The organism is Aureimonas ureilytica DSM 18598 = NBRC 106430 (assembly GCF_000382705.1).
Classification (GTDB): domain Bacteria; phylum Pseudomonadota; class Alphaproteobacteria; order Rhizobiales; family Rhizobiaceae; genus Aureimonas; species Aureimonas ureilytica.
On sequence record NZ_ARQE01000001.1, the window covers coordinates 638,735 to 655,636 of the forward strand.

General features: G+C 68.6%; 18 protein-coding genes. 16 read left to right on the plus strand and 2 right to left on the minus strand.

Going from position 1 to position 16,902, the window contains the following annotated elements:
• Window position 1: 1 nt before the first annotated feature.
• Window positions 2-493, plus strand: coding sequence for a universal stress protein (locus B146_RS0103070; protein WP_019994948.1), 492 nt, complete (start codon window positions 2-4; stop codon window positions 491-493).
• Between the two features lie 43 nt (window positions 494-536).
• On the opposite strand, the gene B146_RS0103075 is transcribed toward B146_RS0103070, so the two are convergent.
• On the minus strand, window positions 537-1,505 hold the full coding sequence (locus B146_RS0103075; RefSeq protein ID WP_019994949.1) for a cation diffusion facilitator family transporter: 969 nt from the start codon (window positions 1,503-1,505) through the stop codon (window positions 537-539).
• A 211-nt stretch (window positions 1,506-1,716) separates the two neighbouring features.
• Between B146_RS0103075 and B146_RS0103080 the strand changes: the two genes are divergently transcribed.
• From B146_RS0103080 to trmB, 12 genes are all read left to right on the plus strand, one after another.
• The gene (locus B146_RS0103080) at window positions 1,717-2,295 is read left to right on the plus strand and encodes a NifU family protein (RefSeq protein WP_019994950.1); all 579 of its coding nucleotides are present in this window, start codon (window positions 1,717-1,719) and stop codon (window positions 2,293-2,295) included.
• Window positions 2,296-2,307: 12 nt separating this feature from the next.
• On the plus strand, window positions 2,308-2,991 hold the full coding sequence (gene tsaB, locus B146_RS0103085) for a tRNA (adenosine(37)-N6)-threonylcarbamoyltransferase complex dimerization subunit type 1 TsaB (protein ID WP_019994951.1): 684 nt from the start codon (window positions 2,308-2,310) through the stop codon (window positions 2,989-2,991).
• A 173-nt stretch (window positions 2,992-3,164) separates the two neighbouring features.
• The gene (rimI, locus tag B146_RS0103090; RefSeq protein WP_407638532.1) at window positions 3,165-3,611 is read left to right on the plus strand and encodes a ribosomal protein S18-alanine N-acetyltransferase; all 447 of its coding nucleotides are present in this window, start codon (window positions 3,165-3,167) and stop codon (window positions 3,609-3,611) included.
• Between the two features lie 43 nt (window positions 3,612-3,654).
• On the plus strand, window positions 3,655-4,455 hold the full coding sequence (olsA, locus tag B146_RS0103095; RefSeq protein ID WP_019994953.1) for a lyso-ornithine lipid O-acyltransferase: 801 nt from the start codon (window positions 3,655-3,657) through the stop codon (window positions 4,453-4,455).
• Between the two features lie 203 nt (window positions 4,456-4,658).
• Window positions 4,659-6,089, plus strand: coding sequence for a tRNA (N6-isopentenyl adenosine(37)-C2)-methylthiotransferase MiaB (gene miaB / locus B146_RS0103100; RefSeq protein WP_019994954.1), 1,431 nt, complete (start codon window positions 4,659-4,661; stop codon window positions 6,087-6,089).
• Window positions 6,086-7,126, plus strand: coding sequence for a PhoH family protein (locus B146_RS24855; RefSeq protein WP_019994955.1), 1,041 nt, complete (start codon window positions 6,086-6,088; stop codon window positions 7,124-7,126). Before miaB ends, B146_RS24855 begins: the two co-directional genes overlap by 4 nt.
• On the plus strand, window positions 7,123-7,686 hold the full coding sequence (gene ybeY / locus B146_RS24860; RefSeq protein ID WP_019994956.1) for an rRNA maturation RNase YbeY: 564 nt from the start codon (window positions 7,123-7,125) through the stop codon (window positions 7,684-7,686). Before B146_RS24855 ends, ybeY begins: the two co-directional genes overlap by 4 nt.
• On the plus strand, window positions 7,683-8,711 hold the full coding sequence (locus B146_RS0103115) for a hemolysin family protein (protein ID WP_019994957.1): 1,029 nt from the start codon (window positions 7,683-7,685) through the stop codon (window positions 8,709-8,711). The genes ybeY and B146_RS0103115 overlap by 4 nt, the downstream gene beginning before the upstream one ends.
• A gap of 116 nt (window positions 8,712-8,827) precedes the next feature.
• Window positions 8,828-10,468: an apolipoprotein N-acyltransferase gene (gene lnt / locus B146_RS0103120; protein WP_019994958.1), complete on the plus strand. Its 1,641-nt coding sequence runs from the start codon at window positions 8,828-8,830 to the stop codon at window positions 10,466-10,468.
• Between the two features lie 127 nt (window positions 10,469-10,595).
• Entirely contained in the window at window positions 10,596-11,024 is a 429-nt protein-coding gene (locus tag B146_RS0103125; RefSeq protein WP_019994959.1) for a helix-turn-helix domain-containing protein, read from the plus strand.
• Window positions 11,025-11,179: 155 nt separating this feature from the next.
• Complete coding sequence (metK, locus tag B146_RS0103130; protein WP_019994960.1) at window positions 11,180-12,391, plus strand: methionine adenosyltransferase; 1,212 nt, start codon at window positions 11,180-11,182, stop codon at window positions 12,389-12,391.
• Window positions 12,381-13,094, plus strand: coding sequence for a tRNA (guanine(46)-N(7))-methyltransferase TrmB (trmB, locus tag B146_RS0103135; protein WP_019994961.1), 714 nt, complete (start codon window positions 12,381-12,383; stop codon window positions 13,092-13,094). The genes metK and trmB overlap by 11 nt, the downstream gene beginning before the upstream one ends.
• A 41-nt stretch (window positions 13,095-13,135) precedes the next feature.
• Here the strand turns inward: trmB and B146_RS0103140 are convergent, their stop codons facing one another.
• Complete coding sequence (locus B146_RS0103140) at window positions 13,136-13,486, minus strand: DUF2147 domain-containing protein (RefSeq protein WP_019994962.1); 351 nt, start codon at window positions 13,484-13,486, stop codon at window positions 13,136-13,138.
• A 316-nt stretch (window positions 13,487-13,802) separates the two neighbouring features.
• Here B146_RS0103140 and rimP point away from each other — a divergent pair, with 316 nt between their 5' ends.
• From rimP to B146_RS24865, 3 genes are all read left to right on the plus strand, one after another.
• Window positions 13,803-14,405 (plus strand): ribosome maturation factor RimP, encoded by a 603-nt coding sequence (gene rimP, locus B146_RS0103145; protein WP_019994963.1) that lies wholly within the window; start codon window positions 13,803-13,805, stop codon window positions 14,403-14,405.
• 136 nt (window positions 14,406-14,541) lie between these two features.
• Window positions 14,542-16,137 carry a transcription termination factor NusA gene (nusA, locus tag B146_RS0103150; RefSeq protein WP_019994964.1) on the plus strand — a complete coding sequence of 532 codons (1,596 nt, stop codon included), beginning with the start codon at window positions 14,542-14,544 and terminating at the stop codon, window positions 16,135-16,137.
• A 26-nt stretch (window positions 16,138-16,163) separates the two neighbouring features.
• Complete coding sequence (locus B146_RS24865; protein WP_019994965.1) at window positions 16,164-16,826, plus strand: RNA-binding protein; 663 nt, start codon at window positions 16,164-16,166, stop codon at window positions 16,824-16,826.
• Window positions 16,827-16,902: the final 76 nt, after the last annotated feature.

Sequence of the window (16,902 nt, forward strand, 5' to 3'; positions counted from 1 at the left end):
CATGGTATCCAAGCGACTCGGGCGTGACGCGGGCGGGCGGCGCAAATTTCTGGCCATCGTGGACGAGACGCCCGAATGCGGGCGGGCGGCGGCCTATGCGGCGCGGCGCGCCAAGGCGAGCGGCGGCGCGGTCGTGTTTCTCTATGTGATCGACGCGGCGGATTTCACGCAATGGCTCGGCGTCGGCGACATCATGCGCGCCGAAGCGCAGGAAGAGGCGCAGACGCGCCTGTCGCGCCTGGCCGAGGACATCCGCACGGCGGTCGGCATCGAGGCCGAGACGATCCTGATCGAGGGCAAGACGGCCGACGAAATCCGCACGCTGATCGAGGCGGACCGCGAGATCGCGATCCTGGTTCTGGCGGCGAGCGATGCGTCGGACGGGCCGGGGCCGCTGGTGTCGGCCGTGGCGGGCTCCGGTTCGGCCTTCCCGATCCCGGTGACGATCGTGCCGGCGACCTTGAGCGACGAGGAAATCGAAAGCCTCTGCTGACGAGCCGGCCGGAGCGGGGCCGCTTCGGCCCCTCGGACGCTGCTTATTCGCTCTGCTCTTCGATGCGCCGGGCGCGCTCGGCGAAGGTGCGGTGCGTCTGCGGCTTGACGAAGAGCGTCGTGATCTCGGGATGCGCCTCGCGGATGGCGGCCTCGATGCGGCCGACGCTCGCCTCGATCTCGGGCGCGGTCATGGCGTCCTCGAACTCGGCGCTGAGCGCCGCGACGATCTGCGTCGGGCCGAGATGCACGGTGACGACGCCGTTGGCGCTCTGCACGCCGGGATCGCTTTCCGCGATCGCCAGGATCGAGGCCTGCGTGGCGGGCGCGGCGGCCTCGCCGATCAGGAGGCCCTTGCTTTCGCGCGCGAGGAGGATGGCGGTGGCGGCGAGAACCAGGCCGATGCCGATCGAAGCCGCGCCGTCGAGCTCCGGCCTATCCAGCGCCTGTGCCAGGAAGATGCCGACGAAGGCGATGGCGAGGCCGATCAGGGCGGCGCTGTCCTCGAACAGGACGGTGAAGGTCGTCGGGTCCTTGGAGCGCTTCACCGCCTCGATATAGCCGAGCCGGCCCTTGGTGACGCGAAACTCCTTGAGCGCCACGACCCAGGAAAAGCCCTCGAACAGGAAGGACAGGCCGAGTACGACATAGGTGAGGGTCGGGTCCTCGATCGGCTCGGGGGCCAGCATGTGCGAGATGCCCTCGTAGATCGAGACGCCGGCGCCGAGCGCGAAGACGAGAAGCGCGACGATGAAGGTCCAGAAATACAGCTCGCGCCCATGCCCGAGCGGATGCGACCGGTCGGCCGGGCGGGCGGCGCGGCGGGTGCCGTAGAGAAGCAGGACCTCGTTGCCGGTGTCCACGAGGGAATGGACGCCCTCGCTCAGCATGGCGGAGGAACCGGACAGGGCGGCGGCGATGAACTTGGTGATGGCGATCAGAAGATTGCCGGCGAGCGCGGCATAGATGACCTTTTTCGAGCCGCTGGCCTGCGCCCCGGAATGCGATGCCATGACCTGTCCCCTCACATGATCGTGCAGGGCGGAAATGGCGGGGCGGCGTCATCGTTGCGTGGGGTCGGGGCCTTTTGGCCGGTGGCGGCCGGTGAGGGGTGGACGGAGCGGACACCGCTCTTGTGCTTGCGAGCGGGGGCGCGGGGGCTTATCTCGGGGGAAAGCCTTGTCCCCGAGGACAAAGCGTCAATCCTCTTGGCGGACGCAGCTCATGTTCATCCAGACCGAATCCACCCCCAATCCGCAGACCCTCAAGTTCCTGCCCGGCCGGGTGGTTCTGGAAAACGGCACGGCCGAGTTCCTGGAGCCGAACGAGGCGGGCGCGCGCTCGCGCCTCGCCGGCAAGCTCATGGCGATCGACGGCGTCACCGGCATCTTCTTCGGCTACGACTTCATCACCGTGACCAAGGACGAGACGAACTGGGCGCATCTGAAGCCCGCCATTCTCGCCGCGATCATGGAGCATTTCCTGTCGGGCGAGCCGGTCATGGCCCCCCATGCCGCCGGCGCGGCGCCGTCCGATTCGGGCGAGGAGTTCTTCGAGGAAGGCGACGAGGCCGTCGTGTCCACGATCAAGGAACTGCTCGACACGCGCGTTCGCCCGGCCGTGGCGCAGGATGGCGGCGACATCACTTTCCGCGGCTTCCGCGACGGTGTCGTCTTCCTGAACATGCGCGGCTCCTGCGCCGGCTGCCCGTCCTCCACCGCGACGCTGAAGCACGGCATCGAGAACCTGCTGCGCCATTTCGTGCCCGAGGTCGAGGCCGTCGAGGCGATGGAAGCGGCCTGACGGGCAGCGCGCGTGGCGGACCTGCTTCTGGCGATCGACACGGCCAACGAGCGCTGCTCGGCGGCGCTCTATTCGCTGCGTGAGGAACGGCTTCTCGCTTTGCACGAGGAGGAGATCGGGCGCGGCCATGCCGAGCGGCTGATGGGCGTGATCGCGGATGTGCTGGCGGAGGCCGGCGCGCCCTGGCGCGCGATCGCCAAGCTCGGCGTGTGCATCGGCCCCGGCTCCTTCACCGGCATTCGCGTCGGCGTCGCCTGCGTGCGGGGTCTGGAGCTTTCGCTAAAAGTGCCGGCGGTCGGCATCTCCTCGCTCGAGGCCTTGGCCGCACCGGACTGGACGGAGGGCCCGGTGCTCGCCGTCCACGACGCCAAGCGCGGCGAGGTCTATGCCGCTTTGTTCGCGCAGGGCGGCGAGACGCTGTGGGAGCCGCAGGCGCTGGCGCCAAGCGATCTCAGCGGCTTCGTGGCCCAGGCGGGTGCGGGTTTGCGCGTGGTCGGAACGGGCGTCGAGATCGCACGCGAGGTTTTGGGCGATGGCGCGGCGCTGTTTCGGCCGGAGACGCGGCTCGTGTCGATCGAGGCTCTCGCGCGGCTCGCCGCCGGGCGCGCGCCCGCCGGCCCGCCGCTGCCGCTCTATCTGCGCGGGGCGGACGCCAAGGCGCAGGTTCCGCTCGGGCTGCGCGCCGCCGCGCATTGAAGGAAGTCGGACTAGCGAAACCGCCTCTTTAGGCAGCATAATGATGCGGAAAGGGGCGAGGCGCAGAATGGGCGTCCGACCTCTTTGCGGAGAGTAGCATGTACTGGTATCTCCCCCTTGCCTGGACCCTGTCCTTCTGGGACGGCCTGCTCGGTCCCTCCGGCTATGTCGCCATGCCGCTCGGCCTGGACGATCTCGACGAGGCGGCCGAAATTCATTCCGACGCCTTCACCCAGTCCTGGTCGGGCGACGAGTTCGCCTCGCTTCTGGGCCAGGGCGGCACGTTCGGCTTCGTGGTACGCGCCGAAAACAACCACAAGGCCGTGGGCGTGGTTCTGGCGCGCCTCACCGTGGACGAGGCCGAAATCCTCACCATCGCGGTGGACAAGGCTGCGCGCGGCAAGGGTATCGGGCGTCTCCTGATGGACAACACGCTGCAATATCTCCACGCCGAGCGCGCCGCCTCGCTGTTTCTGGAAGTCGAGGAAACCAACGCGCCCGCGCTCGCGCTCTACCGCCGGCTGCGCTTCGAGGAGGTCGGCCGCCGTCCCGCCTATTATGCCGGGCCGGACGGAACGCGCACCAGCGCGCTGATCTTGAAGCGCTCCTTGCGTGACTGATCTGCCGGTCGTGGAAGGGGAGGCGGCGCGGCGGCGCGACCCGATGGGCACGCTGCGCCTCCTCGTCATCGCCCTCACGCTGGCGGCCATGACGGCGCTTCTGGCGCCGCTCCAGATCCTCGCGATCCGGCGTGGCTGGCCGCTCGCCCGGCGGCTGCCCTTCCTGTGGCACCGCGTCGCGGCGCGGCTGATCGGCCTTCGGCTTCACCTGTCCGGCGCGCCGGCCGAGGGGCGGCCTCTGCTTCTCGTCGCCAACCACCAGTCCTGGGCCGATATCGTGGCGCTCGGGGCCGTCATGCCGCTCTCCTTCATCGCCAAGAGCGAGGTCGCCGGCTGGCCCGTCTTCGGTCTCCTCGCCAAGCTCCAGCGCACCACCTTCGTGGCGCGCGAGGCGCGCGGGCGCACCGGCGAGCAGGCCGACGCGATCGGCGAGCGCCTGAGCGCGGGCGACGCGATGGTGCTGTTCGCCGAAGGCACGACCTCGGACGGAAACCGCGTCCTGCCCTTCAAGACGGCGCTGTTCGGCGCCGCGCAGGCCTCGCTCAAGCGCTCGGGAACCGACGCCGTTCTCGTTCAGCCCGTATCGATCGCCTATACCAAGGTGAACGGCATCGCGATGGGCCGCTACGATCGCCCGCTCGCTGCCTGGCCGGGCGACGTGGAGCTTGCGCCCCATCTTCTCGCCTTCCTGCGCGAAGGGGCGGTGGATGCCGAAATCCGCTTCGGCGAGCCGATCCGCTTCGACGCCGCCAGCGATCGCAAGGCGGTGGCGCGGCGCTGCGAAAGCGTCGTCTCGGCGCTTTTGTCGCGCAGCCTGCGCGGGGGCGAGGAGGCCGCTCCGTAGCGGGGCAAGCGCGTTTACCGACAAACCCGGCTTGCGCGTTCCCCTTTCGCGGCTGATATAGAAGGGAAGGCACAACGACAGCCGCGCCGCGCCTCGCGCTCGGCATGGTTTCGCGGGCGCCATGTCGGACCCCGTCGGGATCGGCGGGGCCGCGATGGAAGCCGGCCGGGGCGGCTTGCTCCCGGCGGCATCACGAAGGACGCATGAGCGAGACGATCGACGAACGAGGCATCGAGCGGGCCGACAACAGGCGCAAGGTCTTCATCAAGACCTATGGCTGCCAGATGAACGTCTACGACAGCCAGCGCATGGGCGACGCCCTCGCCAAGGACGGATACCGGCCGACCGAGAATGTCGAGGAGGCCGATCTCGTGCTCCTCAACACCTGCCATATCCGCGAGCGCGCCGCCGAGAAGATCTATTCCGAACTCGGGCGTCTGCGCGTTCTCAAGGCCGAGCGCGCCGCGCAAGGCCAGGAGATGCGCATCGGCGTCACCGGCTGCGTCGCGCAGGCCGAAGGGCCGGAGATCATCGCCCGCGCGCCCGTGGTCGATCTCGTGGTCGGGCCGCAGACCTATCATCGCCTGCCGGAGGTTCTCTCGCGCGTCGCCAAGGGCGAGCGCGTGGTGGAGACCGAGTATGCGGTGGAGGACAAGTTCGAGCATCTGCCGAACCCGTCCACCCAGGAAATCCGCCAGCGGGGCGTTGCCGCCTTTCTCACCGTGCAGGAAGGCTGCGACAAGTTCTGCACCTTCTGCGTCGTGCCCTATACGCGCGGCGCCGAGGTGTCGCGCCCGCGCGCGGCGATCCTCGAGGAGGCCCGGCGTCTGGCGGAAGCGGGCGTGCGCGAGCTGACGCTGCTCGGCCAGAACGTCAACGCCTGGGGGCCCTCGGACGGCGGTCTCGCCTCGCTCCTGCGCGATCTCGCCGAGATTCCCGGCATCGCGCGCCTGCGCTACACGACCTCGCATCCGCGCGACATGGACGAGGCCTTGATCGAGGCGCATCGCGATCTGCGCGCGCTGATGCCCTATCTGCACCTCCCGGTTCAGTCGGGCTCGGACCGCATCCTGAAGGCGATGAACCGGCGCCACAAGGCGGCCGACTACTTGCGGCTTCTGGAGCGCATTCGCGAGGCGCGGCCCGATATCGCCCTGTCCGGCGACTTCATCGTCGGCTTTCCCGGCGAGACGGACGCGGATTTCGAGGCGACGCTCGCGCTCGTGCGCGAGGTCGGCTACGCCGCCGCCTACACGTTCAAATATTCGCCGCGCCCCGGCACGCCCGGCGCGACGATGGACGGCCACGTGCCCGAGGACGTGAAGACCGAGCGGCTCGACCGGCTTCAGGCCTTGATCCGCGAGCAGCAGGTCGCTTTCCAGGAAAGCTTCGTCGGGCGGGACACCGAGGTCCTGATCGAGAAGCCCGGCCGCCATCCCGGCCAGATGATCGGCCGCTCGCCCTTCCTCCTGCCGGTCGTGGTGCCCGCCTCGGCGGGCCGGGTCGGCGACATCGTTTCGGTTCGCGTCTCCGCGAGCATGACCAATTCTCTCATGGCCGCCGGCGCCGAGCCGGCTGAGGCTTCCGTGCCCGCCCGAGCGGCGGCCGAGCCCGTTTCGAGGAAGATCGCATGAAGGCAGCGCGCGGCGTGTCACCGGCTTCCGGCGCTTCGGACATGGCCCATCTCGTTCTGACCTTCGACGACAACCGGCTGGCCGGGGCCCTGTTCGGGCAGTTCGACGAGCATCTGGCGCTGATCGAGCAGAAGCTGCATGTCGACGCGCGCGCGCGCGGCAACAAGGTGGAGCTGCGCGGCGACCCGGCCGCCAGCGAGCAGGCGCGGCGCGCGCTCGACTTCCTCTACGGTCGCCTTCAGGGCGGCGCCGAGATCGGCCCGTCCGATGTCGAGGGCGCCATCCGCATGGCCGTGGCGCAGGACGACCAGCTCGTGCTCCCGACCCTGGAAAAGAAGGGCCGCATCTCGCTCGCCCAGATTTCCACCCGCAAGAAGACGATCCACGCCCGCACGCCGACGCAGGACGCCTATATGCGCGCGATGGACCGGGCCGAGCTCGTCTTCGGCGTCGGCCCGGCCGGCACCGGCAAGACCTATCTCGCCGTCGCCCACGCCGCGCAGCTTCTGGAGCGCGGTCAGGTCGAGCGCATCATCCTGTCGCGACCCGCCGTGGAAGCGGGCGAGCGCCTCGGCTTCCTGCCGGGCGACATGAAGGACAAGGTCGATCCCTATCTGCGCCCGCTCTACGACGCGCTCTACGACATGATCCCGGCCGAGAAGGTGGAGCGCGCGCTCGCCGCCGGCGCCATCGAGATCGCGCCGCTCGCCTTCATGCGCGGGCGCACGCTCGCCAACGCGGCCGTGATCCTCGACGAGGCGCAGAACACGACCTCGATGCAGATGAAGATGTTCCTGACCCGCCTTGGCGAGAACGCGCGCATGGTGGTGACGGGCGACCCTTCGCAGATCGATCTTCCGCCCGGCCAGACCTCCGGCCTCGTGGAGGCGCTGCGCATTCTGGACGGCGTGTCCAACATCGTCTCGGTGCGCTTCGAGGCCAAGGACGTCGTGCGCCACCGCCTCGTCCAGTCCATCGTGGAAGCCTACGAGGGCGACGCGACGGAGAAGCGTCAGCAGCAGGCCAAGCGCGTATGACGGACGGGCGACAACGCGCCGCGCCGCGCATCCTCCTGTCGGAGGACAGCGATCTCTGGCGCGACCTTCTGAAGGGCGATCCGGAACCGCTCGTGCGCGAGGCGGTTTTCGCCGTGGCGGACGATCAGGGCTTTGCCGCCGATCTCGACACCGAAGTCTCCGTCACGCTGACTGACGATGCCGAGGTGCGCGAAGTGAACAAGGAATGGCGCGGAAAGGACAAGCCGACCAACGTCCTGTCCTTTCCCATGGCCGAGCTGGAGCCGGGCGACGCGCCCGGACCGCTTCTCGGCGACCTCGTTCTGGCGGCCGAGACCTGCGCCCGCGAGGCGGCCGAGGAGAACAAGACATCGGCCGACCATGTGCGTCATCTGATTGTCCACGGAATGCTGCATCTTCTGGGCTTCGACCACGAAACGGACGAGGACGCCGAGGAGATGGAATCCACGGAAATCCGCATCCTGGCGGGCCTCGGCATCGCAGACCCCTATGGCGACGATCCCGTCGCCGGCGACGAGCCCGTCGCCGACTTGAACCAAAACGAAAGACCGATCCCATGAGCATCATCCGCCACCAGGACGAGACGCCTTCGGGCGACCGCCTGTCGCCGGAATCGCCGGACGCCCGAAGTCGGCGGCGGCCGCGGGAAGAGGAGCCGGGCTTCTTCGAGCAGCTCGTCACCTTCCTGAAGCCCCGCGTTCCCCCTTCGCTGCGCGAGGAACTGGTGGAGGCCCTGACGGGCGAAGGCGACGAGAGCACGGGCTTCTCGCCCGGCGAGCGCCTGATGCTCACCAACATCCTGCAGCTCCACGACATGCGCGTGGAAGACGTCATGGTGTCGCGCACCGAGATCGACGCCGTGCCGATCAGCGCGACGCTCGCCGAACTCATGGCCCGGTTCGAGGAAACCGGCCGCTCGCGGATGCCCGTCTATGGCGAAGGGCTCGATGATCCGATGGGCATGGTCCATATCCGCGACATGGTCGGCCATATCACCCGCTCGGCGCTGTGCTTCGCGCACGATCAGGCGATCGAAGGCGCGCCGGTGCGCTCCACGCTCGATCTCGGCCGCGTCGATCTCGACCACACGATCTCCGATCTCGGCCTCCTGCGCGAAGTGCTCTTCGTGCCGCCCTCCATGCACGCGGCCGAGCTCATGGCGCGGATGCAGGCGAGCCATATCCAGATGGCCCTCGTGATCGACGAATATGGCGGCACGGACGGGCTCGTCTCGCTGGAAGACATCCTGGAAATGGTGGTCGGCGACATCGAGGACGAGCATGACGACGAGGAAGTGCTCGTCACCCATGCGGGCGACGGCGTCTACTATGCCGATGCGCGCGCCGATCTCGACGATATCAAGAAGATCGTCGGCGCCGATTTCGACGTCAGCCGCTACGAGGACGAGGCCGACACGATCGGCGGGCTCGTGGTCCATGCCCATGGCGGCCTGCCGGAGATCGGCGCCGTGATCGAGGCGGTGCCCGGTTTCGAGATCGAAGTGCTCGATGCCGACCCGCGCCGGGTGAAGCGCCTGCGCATCGTCCGGTTCCCCGAAGGCCCGGCGGCCGAACTCGCGCAATAGGCGGGAGGGCCGGCCCTGCGAAAGCTTGCCCTTCTAGACGGATGGGTCTGACACCGCTATCGGCGCGGCGGGAAACCGCGCCGATAACGGCGCGCGGGCCGGAAGGGGGAAGCGCTTTGCAAACGGGACTTCAGCGTCTGTCGGGGCGCGTCATCTTGAGCGAGGGCTGGACGCGGGCGGCGATCGCCGTGCTTGCCGGTGCGCTTCTGGTCCTCGGGCTCGCTCCCTTCAACGTTCCGGCCGTCGGCTTCCTGTCCTTTCCGCTTCTGGTCTGGCTCGTGGATGGCGCGAGCGGCACGCCCGGCGCCGGCCTCCTTCGCCGCTCCTGGCCGGCCTTCTGCGTCGGCTGGCTCTTCGGCTTCGGCTATTTCGTCGCCGGCCTCTGGTGGCTCGGCTCGGCCATTCTGGTGGATGCCGGCGAATTCTGGTGGGCGCTGCCGCTCGCCATCCTGGCGCTGCCGGCCGCGCTCGCCGTCTACTGGGGTCTCGCCGCCGCGCTGGCGCGCCTGTTCTGGAGCGACGGGCCGCTGCGGCTCGTGGCGCTCGCCGCCAGCCTGTCGCTGTTCGAGCTGCTGCGCGGCGTTCTTCTCACCGGCTTCACCTGGAACACGGTCGGCGACATCGCCGCCCCCGTGCCGCTTCTCATGGGCTCGGTCTCGGTGATCGGCCTGAACGGGCTGACGCTCCTCTCCGTCTTCGTCTTCTCGCTGCCGGCGCTCGTGGCCACGCCCCTGCGCGGGCGCGGCGCGGCCCTCGGGATCGGCCTCGTGCTTCTCGCCGCCCATGTCGGCTACGGCGCGTGGCACCTGTCGCAGGCGCCGAGCGGCCATGTGCCCGGCGTTTCGCTGCGCCTCGTGCAGCCCAACATCCTCCAGGGCCAGAAATGGGACCCGGCCGAGGCCGAGCGCATCTTCGCCCGTCAGCTGGAGCTGACAGAGGCGCCCAAGTCTCCCGAGCCGATCCTCCAGAGCGAGCCGGCGGGCACGGCGTCCGACGCGCCGGGACGCCGGCTGGTGATCTGGCCGGAATCCTCCTTCCCCTTCATCCTGACCCAGCGCCCGGATGCCGTGGCGAGCCTTGCCGACGCGCTCGCGCCCGGCGACACGCTGATCGCCGGGGCGACGCGCATGGAAGGCGAGGGAGCGGCGGCCCGCTTCTTCAATTCGATCTACGTGATCGGCGAGGACGGCACGATCCTCGACGCGCAGGACAAGCTGCATCTCGTGCCCTTCGGCGAATATCTGCCGTTTCAGACGCTTCTGGAGAGCTGGGGCGTCAACCAGCTGACCAACCTGCCGGGCGGCTTCTCGGCCGGGGCCTCGCGCCGCGTCCTGCCGGCGGGGGAGGGCGGGCCGCGCTTCCTGCCGTTGATCTGCTACGAGGCGATCTTTCCCGGCGAGATCGGCCGGGGCGGCGAGCGGCCGGACTTCATCCTGAACGTCACCAACGACGCCTGGTACGGGCGCACGCCCGGCCCCTACCAGCATCTGCGACAGGCACAGCTCACCGCCGTCGCCTTCGGCCTGCCTCTGGTGCGCGCGGCCAACACGGGCATCTCGATCGTCACCGATTCGGTCGGTCGGCCCGTCGCGGGTCTGGCGCTGGGCGAAGGCGGCACGGTGGACGCCGCGCTGCCGCTCGCCTCCGCCCCGACGATCTACGCCCGGTGGGGCGAGCGCCCCTTCTATGCGCTCTGGGCCATTTCCGCCCTTCTCGCCCTCGTCGGCGCCGTGCGTTTTCGCCGCACGGTTGATTGACCTCCGCCAAGACCCCGCCTAACGAAGTCATCTGAAGGAATACCTCTATCCTACGAAGCGCTGCGCCGGGCCGCGCTTGAAGGCGGGCCGAGCCATCGGCCCCGGTGGGGCGGTGGGGAAGGTGACGATGACCGAGACCACGATGAAGAAGACGCCGAATCCGGTCGACGTCCAGGTCGGCGCCCGGCTTCGGCTTCGGCGCACCAGCGTCGGCATGAGCCAGGAAAAGCTCGGCGAGCATCTCGGCATCACCTTCCAGCAGATCCAGAAATACGAGAAGGGCACGAACCGAATCGGCGCGAGCCGGCTCAAGCACATCTGCGATGTCCTCTCGGTTCCCGCTTCCTACTTCCTGGACAATCTCGACGATCTCTCCGGCACGCCGGGCGGGATGCAGGAGCCGGGAAGCGAGTTCGTCCACGACGGCCAGAACTCCACCGAAACGATGCAGCTCACCCGCGCCTTCTCGCGCATCGCCGATCCCAAGGTGCGCCGCCGCGTGCTCGATCTCGTGCGCTCGCTCGGCGCCAGCGAGACCGAGGCCGAAAAGGGCTGAAACGGTCCGAAATCAGCGGTTTTCGGACGGATGGGCCGGAGATTTCGCTTGCGCGAAGAGCGCTCATTTCCTAACCCCGGCCAGCCCGCGGCTTCGCGCGGGATCACAGCGGCAGGTCGGATCGGCGTCCGACGGCACGGGAGATTTCCAGGCAGATGGCTCGCAGCGATTATCTCTTCACCTCGGAAAGCGTCTCGGAAGGTCATCCCGACAAGGTGTGCGACCGCATCTCCGACGAGATCGTGGATCTGCTCTACAAGGAAGCGCGCAAGAGCGGCATGGACGCCTCGCAGCTGCGCGTCGCCTGCGAAACGCTCGCCACCACCAACCGCATCGTGATCGCGGGCGAGGTGCGCTGCTCGGTGGAGCCGGGCCGTCTGAAGTCGAAGGTGCGCTCGGCCGCGCGCAAGGCCGTGAAGGCCATCGGCTACGAGCAGGACGGCTTCCACTGGAAAACCGCCAAGATCGACGTTCTCCTGCACGAGCAGTCCGCCGACATCGCGCAGGGCGTCGACGTGGGCGGCGAGAAGAACACCGAGGGCGCGGGCGACCAGGGCATCATGTTCGGCTATGCCTGCCGCGAAACGGCCGAGCTCATGCCGGCCCCGATCTTCTACGCCCAGAAGATTCTCGAGCGTCTGGCCACCGCCCGCAAGACCAACGAAGGCGACGCCGGCAAGCTCGGCCCCGACGCCAAGACGCAGGTCACCGTGCGCTACAAGGACGGGAAGCCCTCCGAGATCGTCTCGATCGTGCTCTCGACCCAGCATCTCGACGAGAGCCTGAACTCCAAGGACGTGCGCGCCATCGTCGAGCCCTTCGTGCGCGAGGCCGTGGCCGAGCTGCCGATCGCCAAGGATTGCGTCTGGCACGTCAACCCGACCGGCAAGTTCGTGATCGGCGGACCGGACGGCGACGCCGGCCTCACCGGCCGCAAGATCATCGTGGACACCTATGGCGGCGCGGCGCCCCATGGCGGCGGCGCCTTCTCGGGCAAGGACCCGACCAAGGTCGATCGCTCGGCCGCCTATGCCGCGCGCTACCTCGCCAAGAACGTGGTCGCCGCCAAGCTCGCCGACCGCTGCACGATCCAGCTTTCCTACGCGATCGGCGTCGCCGAGCCCTTGTCGGTCTATGTCGATCTGCACGGCACCGGCACGGTGGACGAGGCGGCCGTCGAAACGGCGCTGCGCGAGGTCATGGACCTGACGCCGCGCGGCATCCGCGAGCATCTCCAGCTCACGCGCCCGATCTACGCCAAGACCGCCGCCTACGGCCATTTCGGCCGCAAGCCCGGCCGCGACGGCTCCTTCTCCTGGGAGCGCACCGACCTGACCTCCAAGCTGAAGAGCGCCCTTGGCCGCTGAACGACGCATCAACGGCCCCAAGGCCCGCACCCGCGAAAACTTCTTCGGTCGCTCTCGCGGCAAGACCCTGCGCCCGCTCCAGGCCGATCTCCTGGCCGAGCGGATGCCGACGCTCGGGCTCGACCTGTCGAGCCCGGCGCCCGCCGATCTGACCGCGCTGTTCGAGGCGGAGGTTTCTGCCGTCCGGCTCGAAATCGGCTTCGGCGGCGGCGAGCATCTGCATTGGGAATCGGGGCGGCATCCCGGCACCGGCTTCATCGGCGTCGAGCCCTTCCGCAATTCCATGGCGAAGATGCTGGTGGCGCTGGAAGCCGAGCCGCGCGCCAATCTGCGCCTGTTCGACGACGACGCGACGCTGCTTCTCGACTGGCTGCCGGACGCCTCGCTCTCCGGGATCGACCTGTTCTATCCCGACCCCTGGCCGAAGAAGAAGCACTGGAAGCGCCGCTTCGTGAACGAGCGCACGCTCAGGCGTTTCGCCCGCGTCCTGAAGCCCGGCGCGCCTTTCCGCTTCGCTTCCGACATCGAGACCTATGTCGACTGGACGCTGCAGCATCTGCGCGACCACGAGGCCTTCGAATGGCTGGCGCAGTCGCCTTCCGACTGGCACACGCCCTATGAGGGCTGGCCCGGCACGCGCTACGAGGCCAAGGCCCATCGCGAAGGCCGCAAGGGCGCCTATCTCACCTTCCGCCGCGTTTAGGCGAGCCGCGCGACCTCAAGGGATCGCGCGGGTCGGCGCGCTCAGCGCTTGGTCCAGGTCTGCGACTTGCAGAAGATCTTGAGCGCACAGCCCGTGAGCTTCATCGAGGCGCCCGAGACTTCCGCGCTGCCGGAATAGGTGCGGTCGGCTTCCGGGTCGGTGATCTCGCCCTTGTAGCTTGCGCCCGAGCCGTTCATGCGGCCGATCTGCCGGCCCTTGAACTTGCCGGTGGTGAGGCTGATGCAGAAGGCGCCGCCGCAGGGCGCGATGGTCGCCATCTCGCCCGACGCGGTGCGCCAGTTGCCGACCACGGGCTCCGCCGCGCTGGCGGGAACGAGCGCGGCGGCGATGAGGCCGGCCGCGACGACGAGCGGTTTCACGAAATGGGTCATGGGCTTCTCCTCCCTGGAGCCGAACGCCGGAGGATTGCGCGTTCCGCGCGTTCTGTCGAATCGCGGCGCGCGGAGATCAACAGGTTTGCTCGGACCACCCGCTTGGGCCCCCCGCGCCCGATGACCTCCGCTGGCGCAAGGCTTGCCAGACGGGCTGTCGGGGCGTATATGGGGCGCAAATCCTCTGCGATACGGTCGTTGAGAGTGGGTCCACCCGGTCCCGCTCTTTTTTGTTAGGAAGACCGTGATGGCAGTGGCGGGCGGAGGCCGGACGAAACCGGCGCCGTTCGGCGGGACTGAATCATTCGGAGACTTCGTGACGGATCGCATCATCACCGAACAGGGCCTCGAGGCGCGCATCGCCGCGATCGTGGAGCCCGCCATCGAACAGGTCGGCTACCGGCTCGTGCGCGTTCGCGTATCGGCCATGAACGGCGCGACCTTGCAGATCATGGCCGAGCGGGCCGATGGCACGATGACGGTCGAGGATTGCGAAGCCGTCAGCCGCGCCGTTTCGCCGGTGCTGGACGTCGACGATCCGATGGATCGCGCCTACCACCTCGAAGTGTCCTCGCCCGGCATCGACCGGCCGATGGTGCGCAAGAGCGATTTCGAGACCTGGTCGGGCCAGCTCCTGAAGCTGGAGACGACCCGTCTCGTGTCCGGGCGCAAGCGCTTTCGCGGCCGCGTCACCAAGGTCGACGCCGAGGGCATCACCCTCGAGCGCGACGGCGTCGCCTCCGAGGGCGGCGAGGCGATCGTCGAGATTCCCTTCGACGCCATCGCCGAAGCGCGCCTTATCCTGACCGACGAGCTTCTGGCCGCCTCCTTGAAGGCCGATAAGGACGCGCGCCGGGCGCGCGGCCAGCCGGTGGACGAGGACGACGCGGACGACGCGGACGAGACCACGGCCGGCTGAGGCCGGCCTTTCGCAGATCGAGCCGGGTGGCCGCTTTCCAAGCCGCCCGGACTGGCAAGAGGCCCGCGCGAGCGCGGGCAGGAACCGCGAAGCGAAGGGTCCATTTTCCCTTCTGGCTTTCGACGAGGAGAGACACATGGCAGTCAGTGCGAACAGGCTCGAGCTTCTGCAGATCGCGGATGCCGTCGCGCGCGAAAAGTCGATCGATCGCGAGATCGTCATCGCCGCCATGGCCGACGCCATCCAGAAGGCGGCGCGTTCGCGTTACGGCCAGGAAACCAACATCCGCGTCGACATTAACACCAAGACCGGCGAGATGAAGCTCCAGCGCCTGCTGGAAGTGGTCGAGCATGTCGAGGACCCGGCGACCCAGATCTATCTGGAGCTGGCGCGCGACAAGAACCCCGACGCCGAGCCCGGCGACTTCATCGCCGAGCAGCTGCCGCCGATGGAGTTCGGCCGCATCGCCGCCCAGTCGGCCAAGCAGGTCATCGTGCAGAAGGTGCGCGAGGCCGAGCGCGACAAGCAGTATGAAGAGTTCATCGGCCGCGTCGGCGAGATCATCAACGGCACGGTGAAGCGCGTCGAATACGGCAACGTCATCGTCGATCTCGGCAAGGGCGAAGGCATCATCCGCCGCGACGAGCAGATCCCGCGCGAGCTGTTCCGCTACGGCGACCGCGTGCGCGCCTTCGTCTACGACGTGCGCCGCGAGCCGCGCGGTCCGCAGATCTTCCTGTCGCGCACCCATCCGCAGTTCATGGCGAAGCTCTTCACCATGGAAGTGCCGGAGATCTACGACGGCGTGATCGAGATCAAGGCGGTCGCCCGCGATCCCGGCTCGCGCGCCAAGATCGCGGTCGTCAGCCGCGATTCCTCGGTCGATCCGGTCGGCGCCTGCGTCGGTATGCGCGGCTCGCGCGTTCAGGCCGTCGTGGCCGAACTGCAGGGCGAGAAGATCGACATCATCCCCTGGTCGCCGGAAGCGGCGAGCTTCCTCGTCAACGCGCTGCAGCCGGCCAAGGTCGCCAAGGTGGTGCTGGACGAGGACGCCGAGCGTATTGAAGTCGTCGTCCCCGATGACCAATTGTCTCTTGCGATCGGTCGTCGTGGCCAGAACGTGCGCCTCGCCTCGCAGCTGACGGGCTGGGACATCGACATCCTCACCGAGCAGGAAGAGTCCGAGCGCCGCCAGAAGGAATTCGCGGAGCGCTCCGCCCTGTTCATGGACGCGCTGAACGTCGACGAGATGGTCGGCCAGCTCCTCGCCTCCGAAGGCTTCGCCTCGGTCGAGGAAGTGGCCTATGTCGACGTGGACGACGTCGCCTCGATCGAAGGCTTCGACGAGGACACGGCGGCGGAAATCCAGAACCGCGCCAAGGACTATCTCGATCGCCGCGAGGCCGAGCTCGACGAGAAGCGCAAGGCGCTCGGCGTCGCAGACGAGCTTCGCGAGATCGACGGGCTGACCACGCCCATGCTGGTCGCGCTCGGCGAGGACGGCGTAAAGAGCGTCGAGGACTTCGCGGGCTGCGCCGCCGACGATCTGGTCGGCTGGAGCGAGCGCAAGGATGGCGAGACCAAGCGCTTCAGCGGCGCGCTCTCGGCCTTCGACGTGAGCCGCCAGGACGCCGAGGCGATGATCATGCAGGCCCGCGTCAAGGCCGGCTGGGTCGAGGAGGCCTCCCAGGAGGAGGCCGAGTTCGACGCGGCCGAGGACGAGCAGGCCTGAGACCGGAAGGAAGCGAACGAGTGCCGATGGACGAAGCGATCGACGACGGGCTGGAGGAGGCGGTGATGAACGGGCGCATGTGCATCGTGTCGCGCCGCTCGCTCGCGCCCGAATCGCTCGTGCGCTTCGTCGCCGCGCCCGACGGCCGTCTGGTGCCCGATCTGAAGCGCCGCCTGCCCGGGCGGGGCGCCCATGTGGAAGCGCGCCGCGAGACGGTGGAGCTCGCGGTCAAGCGCCGGCTCTTCTCACGCGCCCTGAAGCGCGACGTCTCCGGGCTGGAAACGCTGGCCGACGATCTCGATGCGGTTCTGGTGCGCTCGGCGCTCGGCTCGCTGGGTCTGGCCCGCAAGGCGGGGCAGATCGTCACCGGCTCGGCCAAGGTGGACGCGGCGCTACGCACCGGCAAGGCCGCGGCCAGCCTTCACGCCACCGACGCCGCGCCCGACGGCGTGCGCAAGCTCGACGGCGCCCGCCATGCCGGCGAGACCTCCGGACGGGCCGGAGCGACGCCGATGTTTCGTCTGTTCGAAACCGACGAAATGAGCTTGGCCTTGGGCGGCGAAAATGTGGTACACGCGGCTATCTTGCCCGGCCCTGCCGGGATGGCCCTCGTCAAACGCCTCGAAGCGCTGCGCGCTTACCGGGGCGCAGAGCCCGTTCGGGACGGTGAAAGCCCGGCGGACCCATGAGGCCGCATCGATGTTCAACAACAAAGCTTGGTTGCGAAATGCTCTAGGCACGGATAATGGGCGCGAGGACACGATC